General features: G+C 60.0%; 23 protein-coding genes. 22 read left to right on the top strand and 1 reads right to left on the bottom strand.

The features are described 5' to 3' along the window. The first annotated feature begins 195 nt into the window (after positions 1-195). The 3 genes from rluC to sppA are packed head-to-tail and all read left to right on the top strand — an operon-like array spanning position 196 to position 2,821. Positions 196-1,158 (top strand): 23S rRNA pseudouridine(955/2504/2580) synthase RluC, encoded by a 963-nt coding sequence (gene rluC, locus AC07Y2_RS23075; protein ID WP_039770677.1) that lies wholly within the window; start codon positions 196-198, stop codon positions 1,156-1,158. Beyond that, complete coding sequence (locus AC07Y2_RS23070; protein WP_085607333.1) at positions 1,145-1,807, top strand: HAD-IA family hydrolase; 663 nt, start codon at positions 1,145-1,147, stop codon at positions 1,805-1,807. Before rluC ends, AC07Y2_RS23070 begins: the two co-directional genes overlap by 14 nt. 24 nt (positions 1,808-1,831) lie before the next feature. Next, on the top strand, positions 1,832-2,821 hold the full coding sequence (sppA, locus tag AC07Y2_RS23065) for a signal peptide peptidase SppA (protein ID WP_039770673.1): 990 nt from the start codon (positions 1,832-1,834) through the stop codon (positions 2,819-2,821). 47 nt (positions 2,822-2,868) lie between these two features. Here the strand turns inward: sppA and AC07Y2_RS23060 are convergent, their stop codons facing one another. Beyond that, positions 2,869-3,447, bottom strand: coding sequence for a Maf family protein (locus AC07Y2_RS23060; RefSeq protein ID WP_103386988.1), 579 nt, complete (start codon positions 3,445-3,447; stop codon positions 2,869-2,871). A gap of 106 nt (positions 3,448-3,553) precedes the next feature. On the opposite strand from AC07Y2_RS23060, the gene AC07Y2_RS23055 reads away from it, so the two are divergent. From AC07Y2_RS23055 to AC07Y2_RS22965, 19 genes are all read left to right on the top strand, one after another. Further along, positions 3,554-4,081 (top strand): YceD family protein, encoded by a 528-nt coding sequence (locus AC07Y2_RS23055; protein WP_003204262.1) that lies wholly within the window; start codon positions 3,554-3,556, stop codon positions 4,079-4,081. 13 nt (positions 4,082-4,094) lie between these two features. Further along, a complete protein-coding gene (gene rpmF / locus AC07Y2_RS23050) occupies positions 4,095-4,277 on the top strand; it encodes a 50S ribosomal protein L32 (RefSeq protein ID WP_003179396.1) in 183 nt (60 codons plus the stop codon). Positions 4,278-4,281: 4 nt separating this feature from the next. Next, positions 4,282-5,292: a phosphate acyltransferase PlsX gene (plsX, locus tag AC07Y2_RS23045; protein ID WP_074688106.1), complete on the top strand. Its 1,011-nt coding sequence runs from the start codon at positions 4,282-4,284 to the stop codon at positions 5,290-5,292. Between the two features lie 125 nt (positions 5,293-5,417). Then, positions 5,418-6,356, top strand: a complete 939-nt coding sequence (gene fabD / locus AC07Y2_RS23040; protein ID WP_007950787.1) for an ACP S-malonyltransferase — start codon at positions 5,418-5,420, stop codon at positions 6,354-6,356. 16 nt (positions 6,357-6,372) lie between these two features. After that, the gene (gene fabG / locus AC07Y2_RS23035; protein WP_007950790.1) at positions 6,373-7,116 is read left to right on the top strand and encodes a 3-oxoacyl-ACP reductase FabG; all 744 of its coding nucleotides are present in this window, start codon (positions 6,373-6,375) and stop codon (positions 7,114-7,116) included. 196 nt (positions 7,117-7,312) lie between these two features. After that, positions 7,313-7,549, top strand: coding sequence for an acyl carrier protein (gene acpP / locus AC07Y2_RS23030; protein ID WP_003175607.1), 237 nt, complete (start codon positions 7,313-7,315; stop codon positions 7,547-7,549). Between the two features lie 108 nt (positions 7,550-7,657). Next, positions 7,658-8,902, top strand: a complete 1,245-nt coding sequence (gene fabF, locus AC07Y2_RS23025) for a beta-ketoacyl-ACP synthase II (protein ID WP_007908259.1) — start codon at positions 7,658-7,660, stop codon at positions 8,900-8,902. After that, entirely contained in the window at positions 8,902-9,717 is an 816-nt protein-coding gene (gene pabC / locus AC07Y2_RS23020) for an aminodeoxychorismate lyase (RefSeq protein WP_103386987.1), read from the top strand. The genes fabF and pabC overlap by 1 nt, the downstream gene beginning before the upstream one ends. 3 nt (positions 9,718-9,720) lie before the next feature. Continuing rightward, on the top strand, positions 9,721-10,902 hold the full coding sequence (gene mltG, locus AC07Y2_RS23015; RefSeq protein WP_103386986.1) for an endolytic transglycosylase MltG: 1,182 nt from the start codon (positions 9,721-9,723) through the stop codon (positions 10,900-10,902). 19 nt (positions 10,903-10,921) lie between these two features. Then, positions 10,922-11,554: a dTMP kinase gene (tmk, locus tag AC07Y2_RS23010; protein WP_007950797.1), complete on the top strand. Its 633-nt coding sequence runs from the start codon at positions 10,922-10,924 to the stop codon at positions 11,552-11,554. Then, positions 11,547-12,530, top strand: coding sequence for a DNA polymerase III subunit delta' (locus AC07Y2_RS23005; RefSeq protein ID WP_039770660.1), 984 nt, complete (start codon positions 11,547-11,549; stop codon positions 12,528-12,530). Before tmk ends, AC07Y2_RS23005 begins: the two co-directional genes overlap by 8 nt. A gap of 42 nt (positions 12,531-12,572) precedes the next feature. Further along, positions 12,573-12,929 carry a PilZ domain-containing protein gene (locus AC07Y2_RS23000; protein ID WP_039770657.1) on the top strand — a complete coding sequence of 119 codons (357 nt, stop codon included), beginning with the start codon at positions 12,573-12,575 and terminating at the stop codon, positions 12,927-12,929. 15 nt (positions 12,930-12,944) lie between these two features. Continuing rightward, positions 12,945-13,730, top strand: a complete 786-nt coding sequence (locus AC07Y2_RS22995) for a TatD family hydrolase (protein ID WP_039770654.1) — start codon at positions 12,945-12,947, stop codon at positions 13,728-13,730. A 341-nt stretch (positions 13,731-14,071) separates the two neighbouring features. Continuing rightward, positions 14,072-14,710 (top strand): TetR/AcrR family transcriptional regulator, encoded by a 639-nt coding sequence (locus tag AC07Y2_RS22990; protein ID WP_007950805.1) that lies wholly within the window; start codon positions 14,072-14,074, stop codon positions 14,708-14,710. A gap of 138 nt (positions 14,711-14,848) precedes the next feature. Next, positions 14,849-15,817: a GTP 3',8-cyclase MoaA gene (locus AC07Y2_RS22985; protein WP_039770652.1), complete on the top strand. Its 969-nt coding sequence runs from the start codon at positions 14,849-14,851 to the stop codon at positions 15,815-15,817. Positions 15,818-15,938: 121 nt separating this feature from the next. Beyond that, positions 15,939-16,544 carry a DUF4823 domain-containing protein gene (locus AC07Y2_RS22980; RefSeq protein ID WP_007950810.1) on the top strand — a complete coding sequence of 202 codons (606 nt, stop codon included), beginning with the start codon at positions 15,939-15,941 and terminating at the stop codon, positions 16,542-16,544. 15 nt (positions 16,545-16,559) lie between these two features. After that, positions 16,560-17,120 (top strand): DUF1285 domain-containing protein, encoded by a 561-nt coding sequence (locus AC07Y2_RS22975; protein ID WP_085668026.1) that lies wholly within the window; start codon positions 16,560-16,562, stop codon positions 17,118-17,120. Between the two features lie 102 nt (positions 17,121-17,222). Next, complete coding sequence (locus tag AC07Y2_RS22970) at positions 17,223-17,939, top strand: FadR/GntR family transcriptional regulator (RefSeq protein ID WP_007950814.1); 717 nt, start codon at positions 17,223-17,225, stop codon at positions 17,937-17,939. Positions 17,940-17,964: 25 nt separating this feature from the next. Then, on the top strand, positions 17,965-18,840 hold the full coding sequence (locus AC07Y2_RS22965; RefSeq protein WP_039770647.1) for an SMP-30/gluconolactonase/LRE family protein: 876 nt from the start codon (positions 17,965-17,967) through the stop codon (positions 18,838-18,840). Positions 18,841-19,053: the final 213 nt, after the last annotated feature.

Here is a 19,053-nt window from a genome sequence, read left to right as displayed (position 1 = left end):
GCTTGTTACAGCTGCAAACTCCACCGTTACGTAGCAAAAGCCCCGTAGGACGGCCTCGCGTCCTGGTGAATTGCGTTGGTCAGGGCCGGTTTTTGACCGTGGTTCCGCTGTCCAGGCCGCTTTTGGCGGCGTTCGCGACTATAGCAGCAATGATTAAGTGCTTCAATTCCATAAAAAATTGTTATTATCCGCGCCATGACGACTACTGCCCCTACGACCCCAGGCGTTCAACTGCTTGAGGTCTCGCCGGAATATGCCGGCCAACGAATCGACAATTTCCTCCTCGCCCGGCTCAAAGGCGTGCCCAAGACCTTGATTTACCGCATTTTGCGCAAGGGCGAAGTGCGCGTGAACAAAGGTCGGATCAAGCCCGAATACAAGCTGCAGGCCGGCGATATCGTGCGCGTGCCGCCAGTGCGCGTGCCTGAGCGTGACGAACCGGTGCCTTTGGCCCAAGGCCTGTTGCAGCGCCTGGAAGCCTCGATTGTCTACGAAGACAAAGCCCTGATCGTGATCAACAAGCCCGCCGGCATTGCGGTTCACGGTGGCAGCGGCCTGAATTACGGCGTTATCGAAGCCTTTCGTCAGTTGCGCCCCGATGCCAAGGAGCTCGAGCTGGTTCACCGTCTCGATCGCGACACCTCCGGCCTGCTGATGATCGCCAAGAAACGCAGCATGTTGCGTCACTTGCATGCCGCGTTGCGCGGTGACGGTGTCGACAAGCGCTACATGGCACTGGTTCGCGGCAACTGGGCGACCTCGATCAAGCAGGTCCGTGCGGCGCTCGGCAAGAGCAATCTGCGCTCCGGTGAGCGCATGGTCGAGGTCGACGAGGAGGAGGGCAAGGAGTCTGTGACCGTGTTCAAGGTCCTGCGTCGCTTCGGCGATTTTGCCACTTTGATCGAGGCCAAACCGATCACCGGTCGCACGCACCAAATCCGCGTCCACACGTTGCACGCCGGGCACTGCATTGCCGGCGACACCAAATACGGCGATGACGGTTTCAGTAAGGAAATCCGTGATCTGGGCGGCAAGCGCCTGTTCCTGCACGCCTACATGCTGACCGTGCCGCTGCCCGATGGCGGTGAACTCAAGTTGCAGGCACCAGTCGATGAAATGTGGGCCAAGACTGTGGAGCGATTGAGTGCGCCCATCTGATTACAAGCTGCTGATTTTTGATTGGGACGGCACCCTGGCCGATTCCATTCATCGGATTGTCGAGGCGATGCACTCGGCGTCCGGGCGTTCAGGTTTCGAGTTGCGTGATGATTTTGCCGTTAAAGGCATCATCGGTCTGGGCTTGCCCGAGGCGATCCGCACCTTGTATCCGGAAATCAGCGATGCCGAGATGACCTTGTTTCGCGAGTATTACGCGGATCACTACATCGCTGCAGAAGCCGTGCCTTCGCCGTTGTTCGAAGGCGTAGTCGAGTCGATGGCGTCCTTTCGCGAGCAGGGCTATCACCTGGCTGTCGCGACCGGCAAAAATCGTCGCGGGCTGGATCGGGTGCTCAAGGCCAATGGCTGGGAAGATTATTTCGATATCACCCGCGCAGCCGATGAAACTGCAAGCAAGCCGCACCCTCTGATGCTGGAGCAGATCCTTGCGCATTGCGGTGTGCGTGCCGAGCAAGCGCTGATGGTCGGTGACTCGTCCTTTGATCTGTTGATGGCGCGCAATGCGGGGATGGATTCGGTGGCGGTCAGTTATGGCGCGCAATCGATCGAATCACTGCAACAGTTCGAGCCGCGACTGTCGATCGACCATTTTTCCGAATTGCACGCCTGGCTGGGGCAGCAGGCTTAATACGTTTTTGCTGGGGTGGATGGCATGACCGACGAATGGAAAGCACCGGCCAAGGCAACTGCCGACGACGGTGATGCGAAAAGCTGGAAGCTGCTGGAAAAGACCTTGCTTGCCGGCGTGCAGGAGCAGCGTCGTTCGCGGCGCTGGGGCATCTTCTTCAAGTTGCTGACCTTTGTTTATCTGTTTGTTGCACTGATCCTGTTCACGCCGTTGATGGACATGGAAAAAAGCGCCACCCGCAGTGGTAACTACACCGCACTGATCGACGTCACCGGCATGATTGCCGACAAGGAACCGGCCAGCGCCGACAATATCGTCGGCAGCCTGCGCGCGGCGTTTGAGGACAAGAAGGTCAAGGGCGTAATCCTGCGCATCAACAGTCCGGGCGGCAGTCCGGTGCAGTCGGGTTATGTGTATGACGAGATCAAGCGCCTGCGCGGCCTGCATCCCGACACCAAGCTGTACGCGGTGATTTCCGACCTGGGCGCTTCCGGTGCCTATTACATTGCCAGTGCGGCGGATCAGATTTATGCCGACAAGGCCAGTCTGGTGGGTTCCATTGGTGTGACGGCAGCCGGTTACGGCTTTGTCGGCACCATGGAAAAGCTCGGTGTCGAGCGCCGCACTTACACCTCCGGCGAGCACAAGGCGTTCCTTGATCCGTTCCAGCCGCAGAAGCCGGAAGAAACGGCGTTCTGGCAGAGTGTGCTGGATACCACGCACAAGCAGTTCATCAACAGCGTCAAGCAGGGGCGTGGTGATCGCCTGAAGGACAAGGAGCATCCGGAGCTGTTCTCCGGGCTGGTCTGGTCTGGCGAGCAGGCGCTGCCATTGGGGCTGATCGATGGTCTGGGCAATGCCAGCTCGGTGGCGCGTGACGTGATTGGCGAAAAGGAGTTGGTGGACTTCACCGTTCAGGAATCGCCGTTTGATCGCTTCTCGAAGAAGCTCGGTGCCAGCGTTGCCGAGAAACTGGCAATGTGGATGGGTTTTAACGGCCCGTCGTTGCGCTGATCGGTTGCTGCAAGGAAAAACCGGCCTGAGGGCCGGTTTTTTGTGGGTCAGGGAATTTGTACGCCTTCGATCAACAGCATGTCGATTAGGCGAATCAGTGGCAGGCCGATCAGGCTGGTGGCGTCCGGGCCTTCGGTGGATTGGAAGAAGCTTACACCCAAGCCTTCGGCCTTGAAGCTGCCGGCGCAGTCGTAGGGTTGTTCGGCGTGCAAATAGCGCTCGACGCGGGCCTGATCCAGTACGCGCATGTGCACCGTGAAAGGCACGCAGTCGACCTGGCAGTGGCCGGTCTGGCTGTTGAGCAGGGCCAGGCCGGTGAGGAAGGTCACGCTGGCGCCGCTGGCGGCCATCAGTTGTTCGCGGGCATTTTCGAAGGTGTGCGGCTTGCCGATGATGCGCTCGCCGAGTACCGCAACCTGATCGGAGCCGATGATCAGGTGAGCAGGGTGGCTGTCGGCCAAGGCTCGGGCTTTCTGTTCGGCGAGGCGCTTGACCAGCTCGATTGCCGACTCGTCCGGGCGATGGCTTTCATCGATATCCGGCGAGCTGCAGGCGAACGGCAGGCGCAGGCGGCTGAGCAATTCCCGACGATAGGTCGAGCTTGAAGCGAGTAATAAAGGCAGCATTCGCATCTCCAGAGGCAGGCGGCAGATTCTAGCGGAGCCGCGCAAGTGACGGACAGGGCACAATTTCCTTTGACATGGGTGGGTGCATCCCTATAATGCTGCGCCTATGTTGAATGACCCGATTCCACCTCACGTTGACCCGCGCAAATTGGCTGACCGTGGCACCACCCTCCAAGGTGAACTGCTGCTGGCCGATTTGAAGAGACTCTGCGACCCGCTTTCCGACGATGTCGGTACGGTGCAGGCCAAATTCGTTTTTGAACGAGATGAACGTAAATCTGTGGTGATCCACAGCTTTATCGACACCGAAGTCAAAATGGTTTGCCAGCGTTGTCTTGAGCTGGTCACCCTGCCGATCCACAGCGAATGCAGTTACGCTGTAGTGAAGGAGGGTGCGAATACCCAGTCGTTGCCGAAAGGTTATGACGTGCTGGAACTGGGCGAAGATCCATTGGATCTGCAGTCACTGATCGAGGAGGAGCTTCTGCTCGCCTTGCCCATTGTGCCTGCTCATCATCCGGAAGAATGCCAGCAGCCGGCGGGAGCAGATGAGCCCGAACCGAGCGAGGACGAGGTAACGCGGTCCAACCCGTTCAGTGTATTGGCGCAGTTAAAGCGTGACCCAAACGTTTAGGAGTTAATCAATTATGGCTGTTCAGCAGAACAAAAAATCCCGCTCTGCCCGTGACATGCGCCGTTCGCACGACGCTCTCGAGGCTAGCACCCTGTCTGTAGAAAAAACCACTGGTGAAGTTCACCTGCGTCACCACGTATCGCCAGAAGGCGTATACCGTGGCCGTAAAGTGATCGACAAGGGCGCTGACGAGTAATCACTTGTCCGCTCAAGTCATCGCGATTGACGCAATGGGCGGGGACTTCGGTCCCCGCAGCATTGTTCAGGCCAGCCTCGCTTGCCTTTCTGCTACACCCTCGCTGCACCTGACCCTCGTCGGTCAACCCTCCCTTCTTGAAGAACTGATCACCGGCCAATCGGCTGCCGATCGTGCGCGCCTGACAATTGTTCCGGCGTCCGAAGTCATCACCATGGACGAAAAACCTGCCCAGGCCCTGCGTGGCAAGCCGGACTCGTCGATGCGTGTCGCCCTTGAGTTGCTGCGTGATGGCAAGGTCCAGGCCTGTGTCAGTGCCGGCAATACAGGGGCACTGATGGCCCTGTCGCGATTCGTGCTCAAGACCCTGCCGGGGATTGATCGTCCGGCCATGGTCGCCGCGATCCCCACTCAGAAAGGCTACTGCCAGTTGCTTGATCTCGGCGCCAACGTCGATTGCAGTGCCGAGCATCTGTTGCAGTTTGCTGTAATGGGGTCCGTGGCGGCGCAGACGCTGGGCATTGCCCGTCCGCGCGTTGCGCTGTTGAATATCGGCACTGAAGACATCAAGGGTAATCAGCAGGTCAAGCTGGCTGCGACGTTATTGCAGGCTGCGCGGGGTATCAATTACATCGGTTTCATCGAAGGTGACGGCTTGTATCGCGGCGAGGCGGATGTGGTGGTGTGCGACGGTTTTGTCGGCAATATCCTGCTCAAGTCCAGCGAAGGCCTGGCGACGATGATCGCTGCGCGCATCGAGGCCTTGTTCAAGAAAAACCTCGCTTCCCGTGCTGTTGGTGCTCTGGCGCTGCCATTGATGAAGCGTCTGCAGGCTGATCTGGCGCCGGCGCGACATAACGGCGCAAGCTTCCTCGGCTTGCAGGGGATTGTCGTGAAAAGTCACGGTTCGGCCGGGGTTCAGGGGTTTCAGAGTGCGATTCAGCGAGCGCTGATTGAGATTCAGGAGAATCTTCCCGAGCGCCTGCACGGCCGTCTGGAGGATTTGTTGTCTTAGGCGTTTTCGTCGGACAATGCTTAAATGTGACCGCCCGGTTCAAAGGGCCATCCAACTGTCAGTTTCTTGCGTCCCTCTAGCGGGATGCCATTTTTCCGACGACAAGATCATTAGGGGCTTGTTACATGTCTGCTTCCCTCGCATTCGTCTTTCCAGGACAGGGTTCGCAGTCCCTCGGCATGCTGGCCGAGCTGGGCGCGCAACATCCGCTGATCCTTGAAACTTTCAAAGAAGCATCCGATGCTCTGGGCTATGACCTGTGGGCACTGACCCAGCAGGGCCCGGAAGAGCTGCTCAATCAAACCGACAAAACCCAACCGGCCATTCTGACCGCTTCGATCGCCCTGTGGCGTCTGTGGCTGGCTGAAGGTGGCGCGCGTCCGGCCTTCGTTGCCGGTCACAGCCTGGGTGAATACAGCGCGCTGGTCGCTGCCGGCAGCCTTAGCCTGGCCGACGCGGTAAAGCTCGTCGAGCGCCGTGGCCAATTGATGCAGGAAGCCGTACCGGCCGGGCAGGGCGGCATGGCTGCCATCCTCGGTCTGGAAGATGCTGACGTTCTCGCTGCCTGTGCCGAAGCGGCGCAAGGCGAAGTGGTCAGCGCGGTGAACTTCAACTCCCCGGGCCAGGTAGTGATCGCCGGTGCCAAGGCGGCAGTTGAACGCGCCATCGAGGGTTGCAAGGCCCGTGGCGCCAAGCGCGCCATGCCGCTGCCGGTCAGCGTGCCGTCGCACTGTGAACTGATGCGCCCGGCTGCCGAGCGCTTCGCCGAGTCCATCGCTGCCATCGACTGGCAGGCGCCGCAGATCCCTGTGGTACAGAACGTCAGCGCCCAGGTGCCGGCGGATCTGGAAACCCTCAAGCGTGATCTGCTGGAGCAACTCTACAAGCCGGTTCGCTGGGTTGAATCGGTCCAGACCCTGGCCGCCAAAGGCGCGACCAACCTGGTCGAATGTGGCCCTGGCAAAGTGCTGGCCGGTCTGAACAAACGTTGCGCCGAAGGCGTTTCGACTTCCAATCTCAATACCCCAGACGCTTTCGCTGCTGCTCGCGCAGCGGCTGTCTGAATCAGGAGAAGCTTGCATGAGTCTGCAAGGTAAAGTTGCACTGGTCACCGGCGCAAGCCGTGGCATCGGCCAGGCTATCGCACTGGAACTGGGTCGTCAGGGCGCCATCGTTGTTGGCACCGCGACTTCCGCTTCGGGCGCCGAGCGTATTGCTGCGACCCTGAAGGAAAACGGCATTCAAGGCGCAGGTTTCGAACTGAACGTCACCAGCGATGAATCGGTTACCAAGGTGCTGGCGAGCATCCAGGAGCAGTTCGGTGCGCCGGTAGCGATTCTGGTCAACAATGCCGGCATCACCCGCGATAACCTGATGATGCGCATGAAAGACGACGAGTGGTACGACGTGATCGATACCAACCTGAACAGTCTGTATCGCCTGTCCAAGGGCGTTCTGCGCGGCATGACCAAGGCGCGTTGGGGCCGAATTATCAGTATTGGCTCGGTGGTGGGTGCCATGGGCAACGCTGGCCAAGTAAACTATGCAGCCGCCAAGGCCGGGCTGGAAGGTTTCAGCCGTGCCATGGCGCGTGAAGTCGGTTCGCGTTCGATTACGGTCAACTCGGTAACCCCAGGGTTCATCGACACCGATATGACGCGCGAGCTGCCTGAAGCACAGCGTGAAGCCTTGCAGACGCAGATTCCGCTGGGCCGTCTGGGACAAGCTCAAGAGATCGCGTCCGTGGTCGCTTTTCTTGCATCCGACGGTGCGGCATACGTGACCGGGGCTACAATCCCGGTTAACGGCGGGATGTACATGTAATTCAAATGTGACGGATTGCTTCAAAAAAATGTCATACGAGCTGTCTAAAATCCGTTATAAAGCTGCAATCTATTTATAGGCAGAGGGCCGCAGGGTTTGAGGAGTGAAGCTTTCAGTTGAAAAGCTGAAAAGTCTTTCTATACACTTACCCACTGGCCAGCTGCCTGAATTTGTCCATTAGGAGTGAAAACAAGGTATGAGCACCATCGAAGAGCGCGTCAAGAAAATCGTTGCCGAGCAACTGGGTGTTAAAGAAGAAGAAGTGGTCAACACCGCTTCCTTCGTAGAAGACCTGGGTGCCGACTCCCTTGACACCGTTGAGCTGGTGATGGCTCTGGAAGAGGAATTCGAGACCGAAATCCCTGACGAAGAAGCTGAGAAGATCACTACTGTACAAGCTGCAATCGACTACGTTACCAGCCACCAGGCGTAATAGTTTGTAATCGTTGCTTGCTGTCATGGAAAAACCGCACTGCCATCATGGCGTGCGGTTTTTTCTTTAGGCCTGATGCAAAGTCGTCATTTGAAAAAGGAGAGTGCTGTGTCGCGTAGACGCGTCGTAGTCACCGGTATGGGTATGTTGTCGCCACTGGGCACGGATGTGCCGAGCAGTTGGCAGGGCATTCTGGCTGGCCGCAGTGGCATTGGTCTGATCGAACACACCGACCTTTCTGCCTATTCCACCCGCTTTGGCGGCTCGGTAAAGGGCTTCAATGTCGAGGAATACCTGTCGGTCAAGGAAGCGCGCAAGCTCGACCTGTTCATTCAGTATGGTCTGGCGGCCGGCTTTCAAGCCGTACGCAATGCCGGTCTGGAAGTCACCGATGCCAACCGTGAACGCATAGGCGTGGCCATGGGTTCGGGTATCGGCGGTCTGACCAACATCGAAGAAACCAGCCGCACCCTGCACGAGACCGGCCCGCGCCGGATTTCTCCGTTCTTTGTGCCTGGCTCGATCATCAATATGATTTCCGGTTTCCTGTCCATCCATTTGGGTGCACAGGGGCCTAACTACGCCATCGCCACGGCGTGTACCACCGGTACGCACTGCATCGGCATGGCGGCGCGCAACATCATGTACGACGAAGCCGACGTGATGATTGCCGGCGGTGCCGAGATGGCCGCGTGCGGTCTGGGCATGGGCGGCTTTGGTGCTTCCCGTGCGCTGTCGACCCGCAACGACGAGCCGACCCGCGCCAGCCGTCCGTGGGACAAGGGCCGTGACGGCTTCGTGCTGTCCGACGGTGCCGGCGCCCTGGTGCTCGAAGAACTCGAGCACGCCAAGGCCCGTGGCGCAACCATCTACGCCGAGCTGATCGGCTTCGGCACCAGTGGCGACGCCTTCCACATGACTTCGCCACCCGCCGACGGCGCCGGTGCTGCACGCTGCATCACCAACGCGCTGCGCGATGCGAAGATCAACGTCGATCAAGTGCAATACATCAACGCCCACGGCACTTCGACCCCGGCCGGCGACCTCGCTGAAGCCAACGCGATCAAGTCGGTGTTCGGTGATCACGCCTACAAGCTGGCTGTCAGCTCCACCAAGTCCATGACCGGTCACCTGCTGGGTGCGGCGGGCGCGGTCGAGGCGATCTTCAGCGTGCTGGCGATCAACAGCCAGGTGGCGCCGCCAACCATCAACCTTGATGAGCCGGACGAAGGCTGCGACCTCGATTTCGTGCCGCATACCGCGCGCAACATGGACATCGATGTCGTGCTGTCCAACTCGTTCGGATTTGGCGGCACCAACGGCACGTTGGCGTTCCGTCGGTTCGCCGGCTGATGGACTGCTGGGTCGACGGTCTGCCGGCTGACGCTCTGTCGCTGAAAGATCGCGGCCTGGCTTACGGCGACGGTCTGTTCGAGACCATCGCCGTGCGAGGCGGCCAGCCGTTGCTGCTGGATCGGCATCTGACGCGTCTGGCCGACGGCTGTACACGTCTGGCCATTGCGACGGACGTCGAGCTGATTCGCCATGAGCTGCAATCCTATGCTGCCGCGATGGGCGAGGGCGTGCTCAAGCTCATCCTCACCCGTGGCGACGGATTGCGCGGTTATGCGCCGGATCCTTCGGCGCAGGGCCGACGTATTCTGCAAGGCAATCCTCCCGCCGCTTATCCAGCGGCCCACGCCGAGCAGGGCGTTCGCCTGTTTCCGTGCAGCACGCGTTTGTCCAAACAACCGTTGCTCGCCGGGCTCAAACACCTCAATCGACTGGAACAGGTCATTGCCCGCGCCGAATGGCGGGACAGTGAGCACGCCGAAGGTTTGATGCTCGACCAGGCCGGTCGGGTGATCGAAGGCGTGTTCAGCAATCTGTTCCTGGTACGTGACGGTGTGCTGATTACGGCGGACCTGAAACGCTGCGGTGTGGCCGGGGTGATGCGCGCAGAAATATTGTTTCAGGCCGAGTCCCTGGGCATTCCCGTGCAAATCACCGACATCCCCCTCGAACAGCTGCAATGGGCTGATGAAGTCTTTGTCTGCAACAGCGTGTATGGCGTCTGGCCGGTACGCGCCTGTGCTGCTCTGAGCTGGCCGGTTGGCCCGCTCACCCGTAAACTGCAAACCATTGCCCGCGCGCTACTGGATGCCTGATTCGTGAGACGTAAACTTTTGCTGCTGCTGGAAACCGGACTGGTTCTGGCAGGGCTGCTGTTGGGCGCCAGCGCCTGGAAGATTCATTCGGCACTGGAACAGCCCCTGAACATTACGCAGGAAGAACTGCTGGATGTGCCCAAGGGATCCACCCCGACCCGCACTTTTCTTGGACTCGAAGCCGATGGCGTCATCAAGGACGCGTTCTGGCTGCGGGTCTATTGGCGGTTCAATCTCGCTGGCACGCCGATTCATACGGGCGAGTACCGTATGCAACCGGGCATGACCGTCAACGGCCTGATCGACCTGTGGAAGCGTGGCGATGTGGTTCAGTACAGCCTGACGCTGGTCGAAGGCTGGAATTTCCATCAAGTGCGCGCCGCGCTGGCCAAGGATGAAAAGATCGAACAGACTCTCAATGGTCTGAGTGATAGCGAGGTCATGGCCAAAATCGGTCACAAGGGTCTGTTCCCTGAAGGCCGCTTCTTCCCCGACACCTACCGCTTCGTGCGCGGTGTGACTGATACCGAACTGCTGAAAAAGGCCTTCGACCGCCTCGACGAAGTGCTGGCCAAGGAGTGGGAAAAGCGCTCCGCCGAGGTGCCTTACACCGAGCCCTATCAGGCGCTGATCATGGCGTCGCTGGTGGAAAAGGAAACGGGCGTGCCTCAGGAACGTGGCCAGATTGCTGGCGTCTTCGTACGTCGCATGGCGCTGGGCATGCAGTTGCAGACCGATCCGACGGTGATCTACGGCCTGGGCGACCGCTACAACGGCAAGCTGACCCGTGCTCATCTCAAGGAAGCCACGCCGTACAACACCTACATGATTCCCGGCCTGCCGCCGACGCCGATCGCCATGGTCGGACGTGAAGCCATTCACGCGGCTCTCAATCCGGTGGATGGCACCAGCCTCTACTTCGTGGCCCGGGGCGATGGCAGCCACGTGTTCTCCGATGATCTGGACGCGCACAACAACGCGGTGCGCGAATATCAGCTCAAGCGGCGCGCGGATTACCGCTCGAGCCCGGCGCCGGCGACCGCGCCCGAGGCCGCGCCGCCAGCCGAGGAGGCGATACCTGCCGCCTCACCCGATACCGCACCGGAATCGTTGCCGCAGCCGCCTGCTCAAGAGCCTGCGCCGACGCCGGAACCGGAAGCGTCCGCTCCCCCAAACACGCAATGACTTTGATTAAGGACTGCCTGTGACTGGCTTGTTTATTACCCTGGAAGGCCCGGAAGGCGCCGGCAAAAGCACCAACCGCGAATACCTCGCCGAGCGCCTGCGCGCCGCCGGTATTGAAGTGGTGCTGACCCGCGAGCCCGGCGGTACGCCGCTGGCCGAGCGCATTCGTGAGGTGTTGCTGGCCCCGGTCGACGAAGTGATGAACCCGGACACCGAGCTGTTGCTGGTGTTCGCCGCCCGTGCCCAGCATCTGGCTGAAGTCATTCGACCGGCACTGGCCCGTGGTGCGGTGGTGTTGTGTGATCGTTTCACCGATTCGACTTACGCCTATCAGGGCGGTGGTCGCGGCTTGTCGCTGGAGCGCATCGCGGCGCTGGAGACTTTCGTGCAGGGCGACCTGCGTCCCGACCTGACGCTGATTTTCGATCTGCCGGTGGAAATCGGCCTCGCTCGCGCCAGCGCTCGGGGTCGTCTGGATCGTTTCGAGCTGGAAGGCCGTGAGTTTTTCGAGGCCGTGCGCAGTGCATTCCTCAAGCGCGCGGAAGCCGATCCGGCGCGCTACGTGCGGATCGATGCCGGTCAGCCGTTGGCCAAGGTTCAACAATCGCTGGATACCCTGATTCCGAACTTGCTGGAGCTGAGCCGTGGCTGAGGCCTATCCGTGGCAGGACAGCCTCTGGCAGCAACTGGCCGGGCGCACTCAGCACGCTCACGCGTATCTGCTGCACGGGCCGGCCGGGATCGGCAAGCGCGCGCTGGCCGAACGACTGATGGCCAGTCTGCTGTGCCAGCGTCCGACGCCTGAAGCCTGCGGTGAGTGCAAATCCTGCCTGCTGCTCAAGGCCGGCAGCCACCCGGACAATTACATTCTCGAACCGGAAGAAGCGGACAAGGCGATCAAGGTCGATCAGGTGCGCGATCTGGTCAGTTTCGTGGTGCAGACCGCGCAACTGGGCGGGCGCAAGGTGGTGCTGATCGAGCCGGTGGAGTCGATGAACATCAACGCCGCCAACGCCTTGCTCAAGAGCCTTGAAGAGCCGTCCGGCGATACCGTGCTGTTATTGGTCAGCCACCAGCCGAGCCGGTTGTTGCCGACCATCAAAAGCCGCTGCGTGCAGCAGGCCTGCCCGCTGCCGAGCGAATCCATGAGTCTGCAGTGGCTGGCTCAGGCACTGCCGGAATGCTCCGAAGACGAACGTGTCGAACTGTTGACCCTGGCCGCCGGTTCGCCGTTGGCCGCCGTCACGTTGCAGGGGCAGGGCGTGCGTGAACAGCGCGCGCAGGTGGTGGAAGGCGTGAAGAAGCTGCTCAAGCAGCAACAATCGCCGACGCAACTGGCCGAGGAGTGGAAAAACATTCCGATGCTGCGTCTGTTCGACTGGTTCTGCGACTGGTCGAGCCTGATCCTGCGCTATCAGTTGACCCAGGATGAATCGGGTCTCGGCCTGACCGACATGCGCAAGGTCGTGCAGTATCTGGCGCAGAAAAGTGCCCAGGCTAAAGTGCTGGATATTCAGGACTGGATTCTCGCCCAGCGCCAGAAAGTCCTGAGCAAGGCCAACCTCAATGCGGCGTTGCTGCTGGAAGCGTTGTTGGTGCAATGGGCGAGCTTGCCTGGTCAAAGATAAGAATGTGTACCTAGACTCTGAGCATCAGCAGTGGAGGTCAACATGAATGAACCTGTCAGCCCGGGGCCGCGCAACGGCATCTTGTCCCTGACCATCAAGGACAAGTCGGTCCTCTACGCCGCCTACATGCCGTTCATCAAGAACGGCGGCCTGTTCATCCCGACCAACAAGAACTACAAGTTGGGCGACGAGGTGTTCATGCTGCTGAACCTGATGGACGAGGCGGAGAAGATTCCGGTGGCCGGCAAAGTCGCCTGGATCACCCCCAAAGGCGCGCAGGGCAACCGCGCGGCCGGCGTCGGCGTGCAATTCAACGATGGCGACAACACCGCCCGCAGTCGCATCGAAACTCATCTGGCCGGAGCCCTGAAATCCGACCGTCCCACTCATACGATGTAAGTTGCAGTCCTTTTTATGCTCGTAGATTCCCATTGTCACCTTGATCGCCTCGACCTCGCCGCTCACGACGGTTCCCTGGATGCCGCGCTGGATGCGGCCCGCGAACGCGGCGTCGGGCATTTCCTGTGCATCGGCGTCAGCGCCGACAACGCGGCCGACGTCAAAGCCCTGGCCGAGCGTTACGACGATGTCGATTGTTCGGTCGGCGTGCATCCGCTGGATGTGCAGCCGGGCGCGGCGCCGGCGCTGGACTGGCTGCTGCATGAGCTCAATCACCCGAAAGTGGTGGCGATCGGTGAAACCGGTCTGGACTATCACTACGAGCCGGAAGCCGCCGAGTTACAGCAGGAATCGTTCCGTCTGCACCTGCAAGCCGCGCAGCAGACCGGCAAACCGGTGATCATCCACACCCGTGGCGCCCGTGCCGACACGCTCGAGTTGTTGCGCGAAGCCGCGTTGCCCCAGGCCGGTGTGCTGCATTGCTTCACCGAAGACTGGGACATGGCCAAGGCAGCGCTGGACATGGGTTATTACATTTCCCTGTCGGGCATCGTCACCTTCCGCAATGCCGATGCGTTGCGCGATGTAGCGAGCAAGGTTCCGGTCGATCGCCTGCTGGTGGAAACCGATTCACCGTACCTGGCGCCGATCCCGTATCGCGGCAAGCCGAACCTGCCGCAATACGTGCGGGAAGTGGCAGAGTTTCTGGCGATGCTGCGCGGCGAGAACTACGAGCGTTTTGCCGAGCAGACTACCGAGAACTTCAAGCGACTGTTTCCAATGGCGAATGTAAAAGCCTGAATCGCAGGCAAAAAAAACCCGGGTTCTGGGGGGTGAATCCGGGTTAAGACCATTAGGAGTAAAACAAAGGCACGCGGTCCCTTGGTACCTTTACCGGCGCGACACTTGGGGGAGATGTCGCCCGACAGTTCAAGTATTGATCAGTCTGGCGCCGAGTCCAGTTGGCTGGCCGGGGTTTTTAAACAAATTTGGAATACGTTCGCTTCGGTTATGTTCTCATTCCCCTCGAAACGTTCGTGAAATGAACAAGAAACACAGATATGGTCGGATGATCCGTGCATTTTTGCGCAAGTTAGGCATAATACGCGGCTTCGAATTTTGACCCCTACAGACCTTTTCTTATGCACAAAGAACCTCGTAAGGTCCGTGAGTTTCGTCGCCGCGAGCAAGAAATTCTCGATACCGCGCTCAAGCTGTTCCTCGAACAAGGTGAAGACAGTGTCACCGTCGAGATGATTGCTGATGCCGTGGGTATCGGCAAAGGCACGATCTACAAGCACTTCAAGTCCAAGGCCGAAATCTATCTGCGCCTGATGCTCGATTACGAGCGCGACTTGAACGAGCTGTTGCACTCGGCCGATGTCGACAAGGACAAGGAAGCGCTGTCCCGTGCCTACTTTGAATTCCGCATGCGCGACCCGCAGCGCTATCGCCTGTTCGATCGCCTGGAAGAGAAGGTGGTCAAGGGCAATCAGGTGCCCGAGATGGTCGAGGAGTTGCACAAGATCCGTGCCTCGAACTTCGAACGCCTGACGCTGCTCATCAAGGGCCGCATCAGTGAAGGCAAGCTCGAAGACGTGCCGCCGTACTTCCACTACTGCGCATCCTGGGCGCTGGTGCACGGCGCGGTGGCGCTGTATCACTCGCCGTTCTGGAGCAATGTGCTGGAAGATCAGGAAGGTTTCTTCCAGTTCCTGATGGATATCGGCGTGCGCATGGGCAACAAGCGCAAGCGCGACCCTGAAACGCCAAGCAGCTGAATCATTCAGTTGCCTTATGCGCCGTGTTTTTCGCTACATGGCGCAGTACCGCAGGAATATACTCAGGCATAGGGCTTGCTAAAACTTGAATTGTGAGTCAAGTTTTAGCCGCTCGATTTTCCATCGCCGGAGTGCTTCATGATCGTTGACCGTCAAGGCAGGCGTTTTCGCAATTTGCGGATCAGTCTGACTTCAGCCTGCAATTACGCCTGTACCTACTGCGTGCCCAACGGCAAGCGGCTGGTGGCTGCGCAGGATGAACTGTCGGCCGAGGCCATGGCGCGTGGCGTAGCCTATCTGATCGAAGCCGCGGGCATCGAGCGTCTGCGCATCACCGGCGGCGAGCCGCTGGTCAGCCCCAAACTCGAATCTTTCATGAGCGCCGTCGGCAGGATGGGCCTGGAAGACATCAGCCTGACCACCAACGGCCAGCTCCTGGCGAAAAAACTTCCGCTGCTGGTCGATGCCGGCCTGCGGCGCATCAACGTTTCCCTCGATACCCTGGACGCCGGCGCGTTCCGCAGCATCGCCCGTGGCGGCGATCTGGCCACCGTGCTGGATGGCATGGATCAGGCGGCAGCGGCGGGGATGAAGATCAAGGTCAACATGGTGCCGTTACGCGGGCAGAACCTCGACCAGGTGCTGCCGCTGCTCGATTACTGCCTTGAACGCGGCTTTGAGCTGCGCTTCATCGAGCTGATGCGCATGGGCCACCTGGCCACTGATTCCAACGCCTTTCTGCAGCAGTTCGTCAGTCTGCAACAGCTGCTGAGCCTGATCGGCGAACATTACGAGTACGCGCAAACCGACGCTCCGGTGGATGCCACGGCAGTTCGCTATGCGATTCCCGGTCTGGGCAATTTCGGCGTGATCGCCAACGAAAGCGTGCCGTTCTGCCGAACCTGTTCGCGCCTGCGCCTGTCGTCCACCGGATGGCTGCATGGCTGCCTGTCGTCGAGCAACCGCCACTACGTCGGAGACCTGCTCGACAAACCACGTCATGAGGCGCTGCCGGCGTTGCAGCGACTGCTGGTCAAGGCGCTGGGCGACAAGCAGGAGGTCGCGTTCTCCGGCGGCGCGACCGTCATGAAGATCATCGGCGGCTAAGCATCCCGCCACAAAAAGTCCTGTTTCAAAGCGGATACCTGCACATTTCCAAGGACTGGCGCAAAAGCTGCATCCTACGGCCATTCGCCGGTTTTCCGTCACCGGCTTCTGGAGGATTAGGATGCGTAGCCTGGTTTTGCTGCTGGCCGTTTTGGCGCTGGGCGGCTGTATGACTGTCAGTGACATGGCCGAAGGGACTCGCTACCAGATGAGCGACGCGGGCTTGCTGGATCATAGCGACAGCCGTCGCGTAAACAATTTCCGCATTCAGCCGGATTCGTTCATCTACATCGCGCAAGGCTCGTTCGCGCCGCCGGGTGGTTCTTACCCGCGTCCCAACGTCGTCGCCGAAGAGGCCTTCAAGGGTTTCGTCGAATATTTCCCGATGGTCCGCCGCGCACGCGCGCCGGAAGGCCTCGACCAGGCAATGGGCGAAGCGCGCGACGCCGGTGCCCACTACCTGCTGTACACCCGTTTCGCCAAGGCCGACGACCGCATCGGCAACTCCGATGAATGGCTGGATCAGGAAGCTGTGGATCGTCTCGGTATCGACGGTGGCGTGATTCAGATCATGTTGATCGAGACCAGCACCCAGTATTTGATTGATACTGCACGGATCAAGAGTCGTGGCGGTTTACTGACGTTCCACGACAACAAGCCCGAAGACCTGATCGGCCCACCGCTTGCGCAGTACGCGCGCAGCCTGCTGGGCGTCGGGGACCAGTAATTCAAGGAGTACGCCATGAGTGGCCCGCAAAAAGCCAATGACCTGCTGGGGCAAATCCCCAAAACCAAAGGCTTGCCGCCGGTGCACTTGTGGAACCCGGATTTCTGCGGCGACATCGACATGCGCATCGCCCGCGACGGCACCTGGTACTACTTGGGTACGCCGATCGGGCGCAAGCCGATGGTCAAGCTGTTCTCCACCATCATCCGCCGCGATGGCGATGACTATTTCCTGATTACCCCGGTTGAGAAGGTCGGGATCAAAGTGGATGACGCGCCATTCGTGGCGATTGCCGTCGAGGTGGAAGGCGAGGGTGAAACGCAAGTGCTGCGCTTTACCACCAACGTCGATGAAACAACGGAAGCCGGCCCGGAGCATCCGATCCGGGTCGAGATCGATCCAGCGACGCAGGAACCTGCGCCTTACGTGCATGTACGCACCAATCTCGAAGCGCTGATCCATCGCAATGTTTTCTACCAATTGGTCGAGATGGCAGTCAGCCGTGAAATCGATGGTCAGCGCTGGCTGGGCGTCTGGAGCGGCGGCGAGTTCTTCCGCATCGGCCTCGAACCTTAAAAAAGCCGCAGTCTGTGAAAGCAGGCTGCGGTTTTTTGTCGTTGACTCTCAATCGTATGATGATTAGCGTAGGCACCCACAGCGAACGGCTTCGGGGTGTCCATGTCGAGCAGTTTTCACGCATCAACGGTTGACTGGCTGGGCGCCTGGATTGCTGCCGGCCAGGTGAAACCGGGGCAGGCGATCAAGGTCGAGGCCGATCTGGGCGAGCAGCTCGGGGTCAGCCGCACCGTGATCCGCGAAGCCATCAAGACCCTGGTCGCCAAAGGCATGCTCGAAGTCGGGCCGAAAGTTGGCACGCGGGTGCTGCCGATCAAGCGCTGGAACCTGTTCGATCCGCAAGTCGTGGGCTGGCTGTCGCGCAGCGGCCTGCCGGAAAACTTCGTCGATGACCTGCTCGACCTGCGCCGCACCATCGAACCGATGGCGGTGCGCTGGGCCTGCGAGCGGGCGACCGTTGAACAGGTGCAAGCCGTGCAGCAGGCCTACAACGCGCTGGAACGGGCGGTCGACAGCGGCATCGATTACAACCGCGCCGACCAGTTCTTCCACGAATGCATTCTCGCCGCCAGCCACAATCAATTCATCGAGCAAATGGTGCCGGCCCTCGGTGCGCTGCTCGCCGTGTCCTTCGAAGTCTCGGCGGCTGATCCCGACGAATTGCGCCGCACACTGCCCATTCACAAAGACATGGCCGACGCCATTGCCGCCCGGGATGCCGCGCGCGGGGTGTGGGCCTGCATGACCCTGATCGACAATGCCGACCTGGCCATCAAGCGGTTTTACCCGCAGGTGATGGCCGACAAGAAAGCCAGCTGACAAAAACAACAAGACAGGAGGTTGCATGACGTGGACTGCGGTGACAGAACATCGGGCGCAACTGGGTGAAGGCCCGTTCTGGGACGCGCCAACCCAGGCGCTGTACTGGGTGGACATCGCCGGCAGGCAGGCGCTGCGGCTGATCGGGCAGAACGTGCAGATCTGGCAGATGCCGGAGCACGTCTCGGCGTTCATTCCCTGCGCCAGCGGCGACGCGCTGGTGACCCTGAGCAGCGGCGTCTACCGGCTCGATCTGGATTCCCCCGGACTTGAGCCGCGACTGACGCTGTTCTGCGTCGCCGACCCGCAACCGGGCAACCGCGCCAACGAGGCACGTTGCGACGGCCAGGGCCGCTTGTGGCTCGGCACCATGCAAAACAATATCGGCGAGCAGGGCGAGGATCTGCCGATCACCCGTCGTTCCGGCGGTCTGTTCCGGATTGATCCGGATAAGAGGGTCACGCCATTGCTGCGCGGCCTGGGCATTCCCAACACGCTGCTCTGGAGCGACGACGGCACCACGCTGCTGTTCGGCGACAGCCTCGACAGCACCTTGTACCGCTATTTTATTCACACCGACGGCAACCTCGACACCGCCCAGCCCTGGTACAGCGCCGATCAGAACGGCGGCCCGGACGGTTCGGCGATGGACGCCGAAGGCTGCGTGTGGAACGCCCGCTGGGACGGCAGCTGCCTGCTGCGCCTGACGCCGGATGGCCAGATTGACCGCAAGATCGACCTGCCGATCAGTCGTCCGACCAGTTGCGTATTCGGCGGCGCCGACCTGAAAACCCTGTACATCACCAGCGCCAAAAGTCCGCTGAATCATCCGCTGGACGGCGCCGTACTGTCACTGCAAGTGGATGTCGCCGGAAAGCTCTGTACGCGATTCGCCAGTTAAATCCCAAAATATGGGATGCAAAATTATATATTGAGATTATTTGGCGGTCGGGTTTATAGTCGGCTCCAGCAGTAACACGCACTCACACTTAAAAAGAACAAAACAGGTGAAGTGATGCAGCGAATTTTCATCGCACTCCACAGCGGAGTCAGCGCTTCGGGCCGTTTCGGTACCGCGGCGTGCGCGCGCCTGTTTTGTTCCATAAGCCTTCCA

The sequence above is a fragment of the Pseudomonas sp. GW456-12-1-14-TSB6 genome, assembly GCF_059424205.1.
This window is presented reverse-complemented; position numbering and strand designations above follow the sequence as displayed.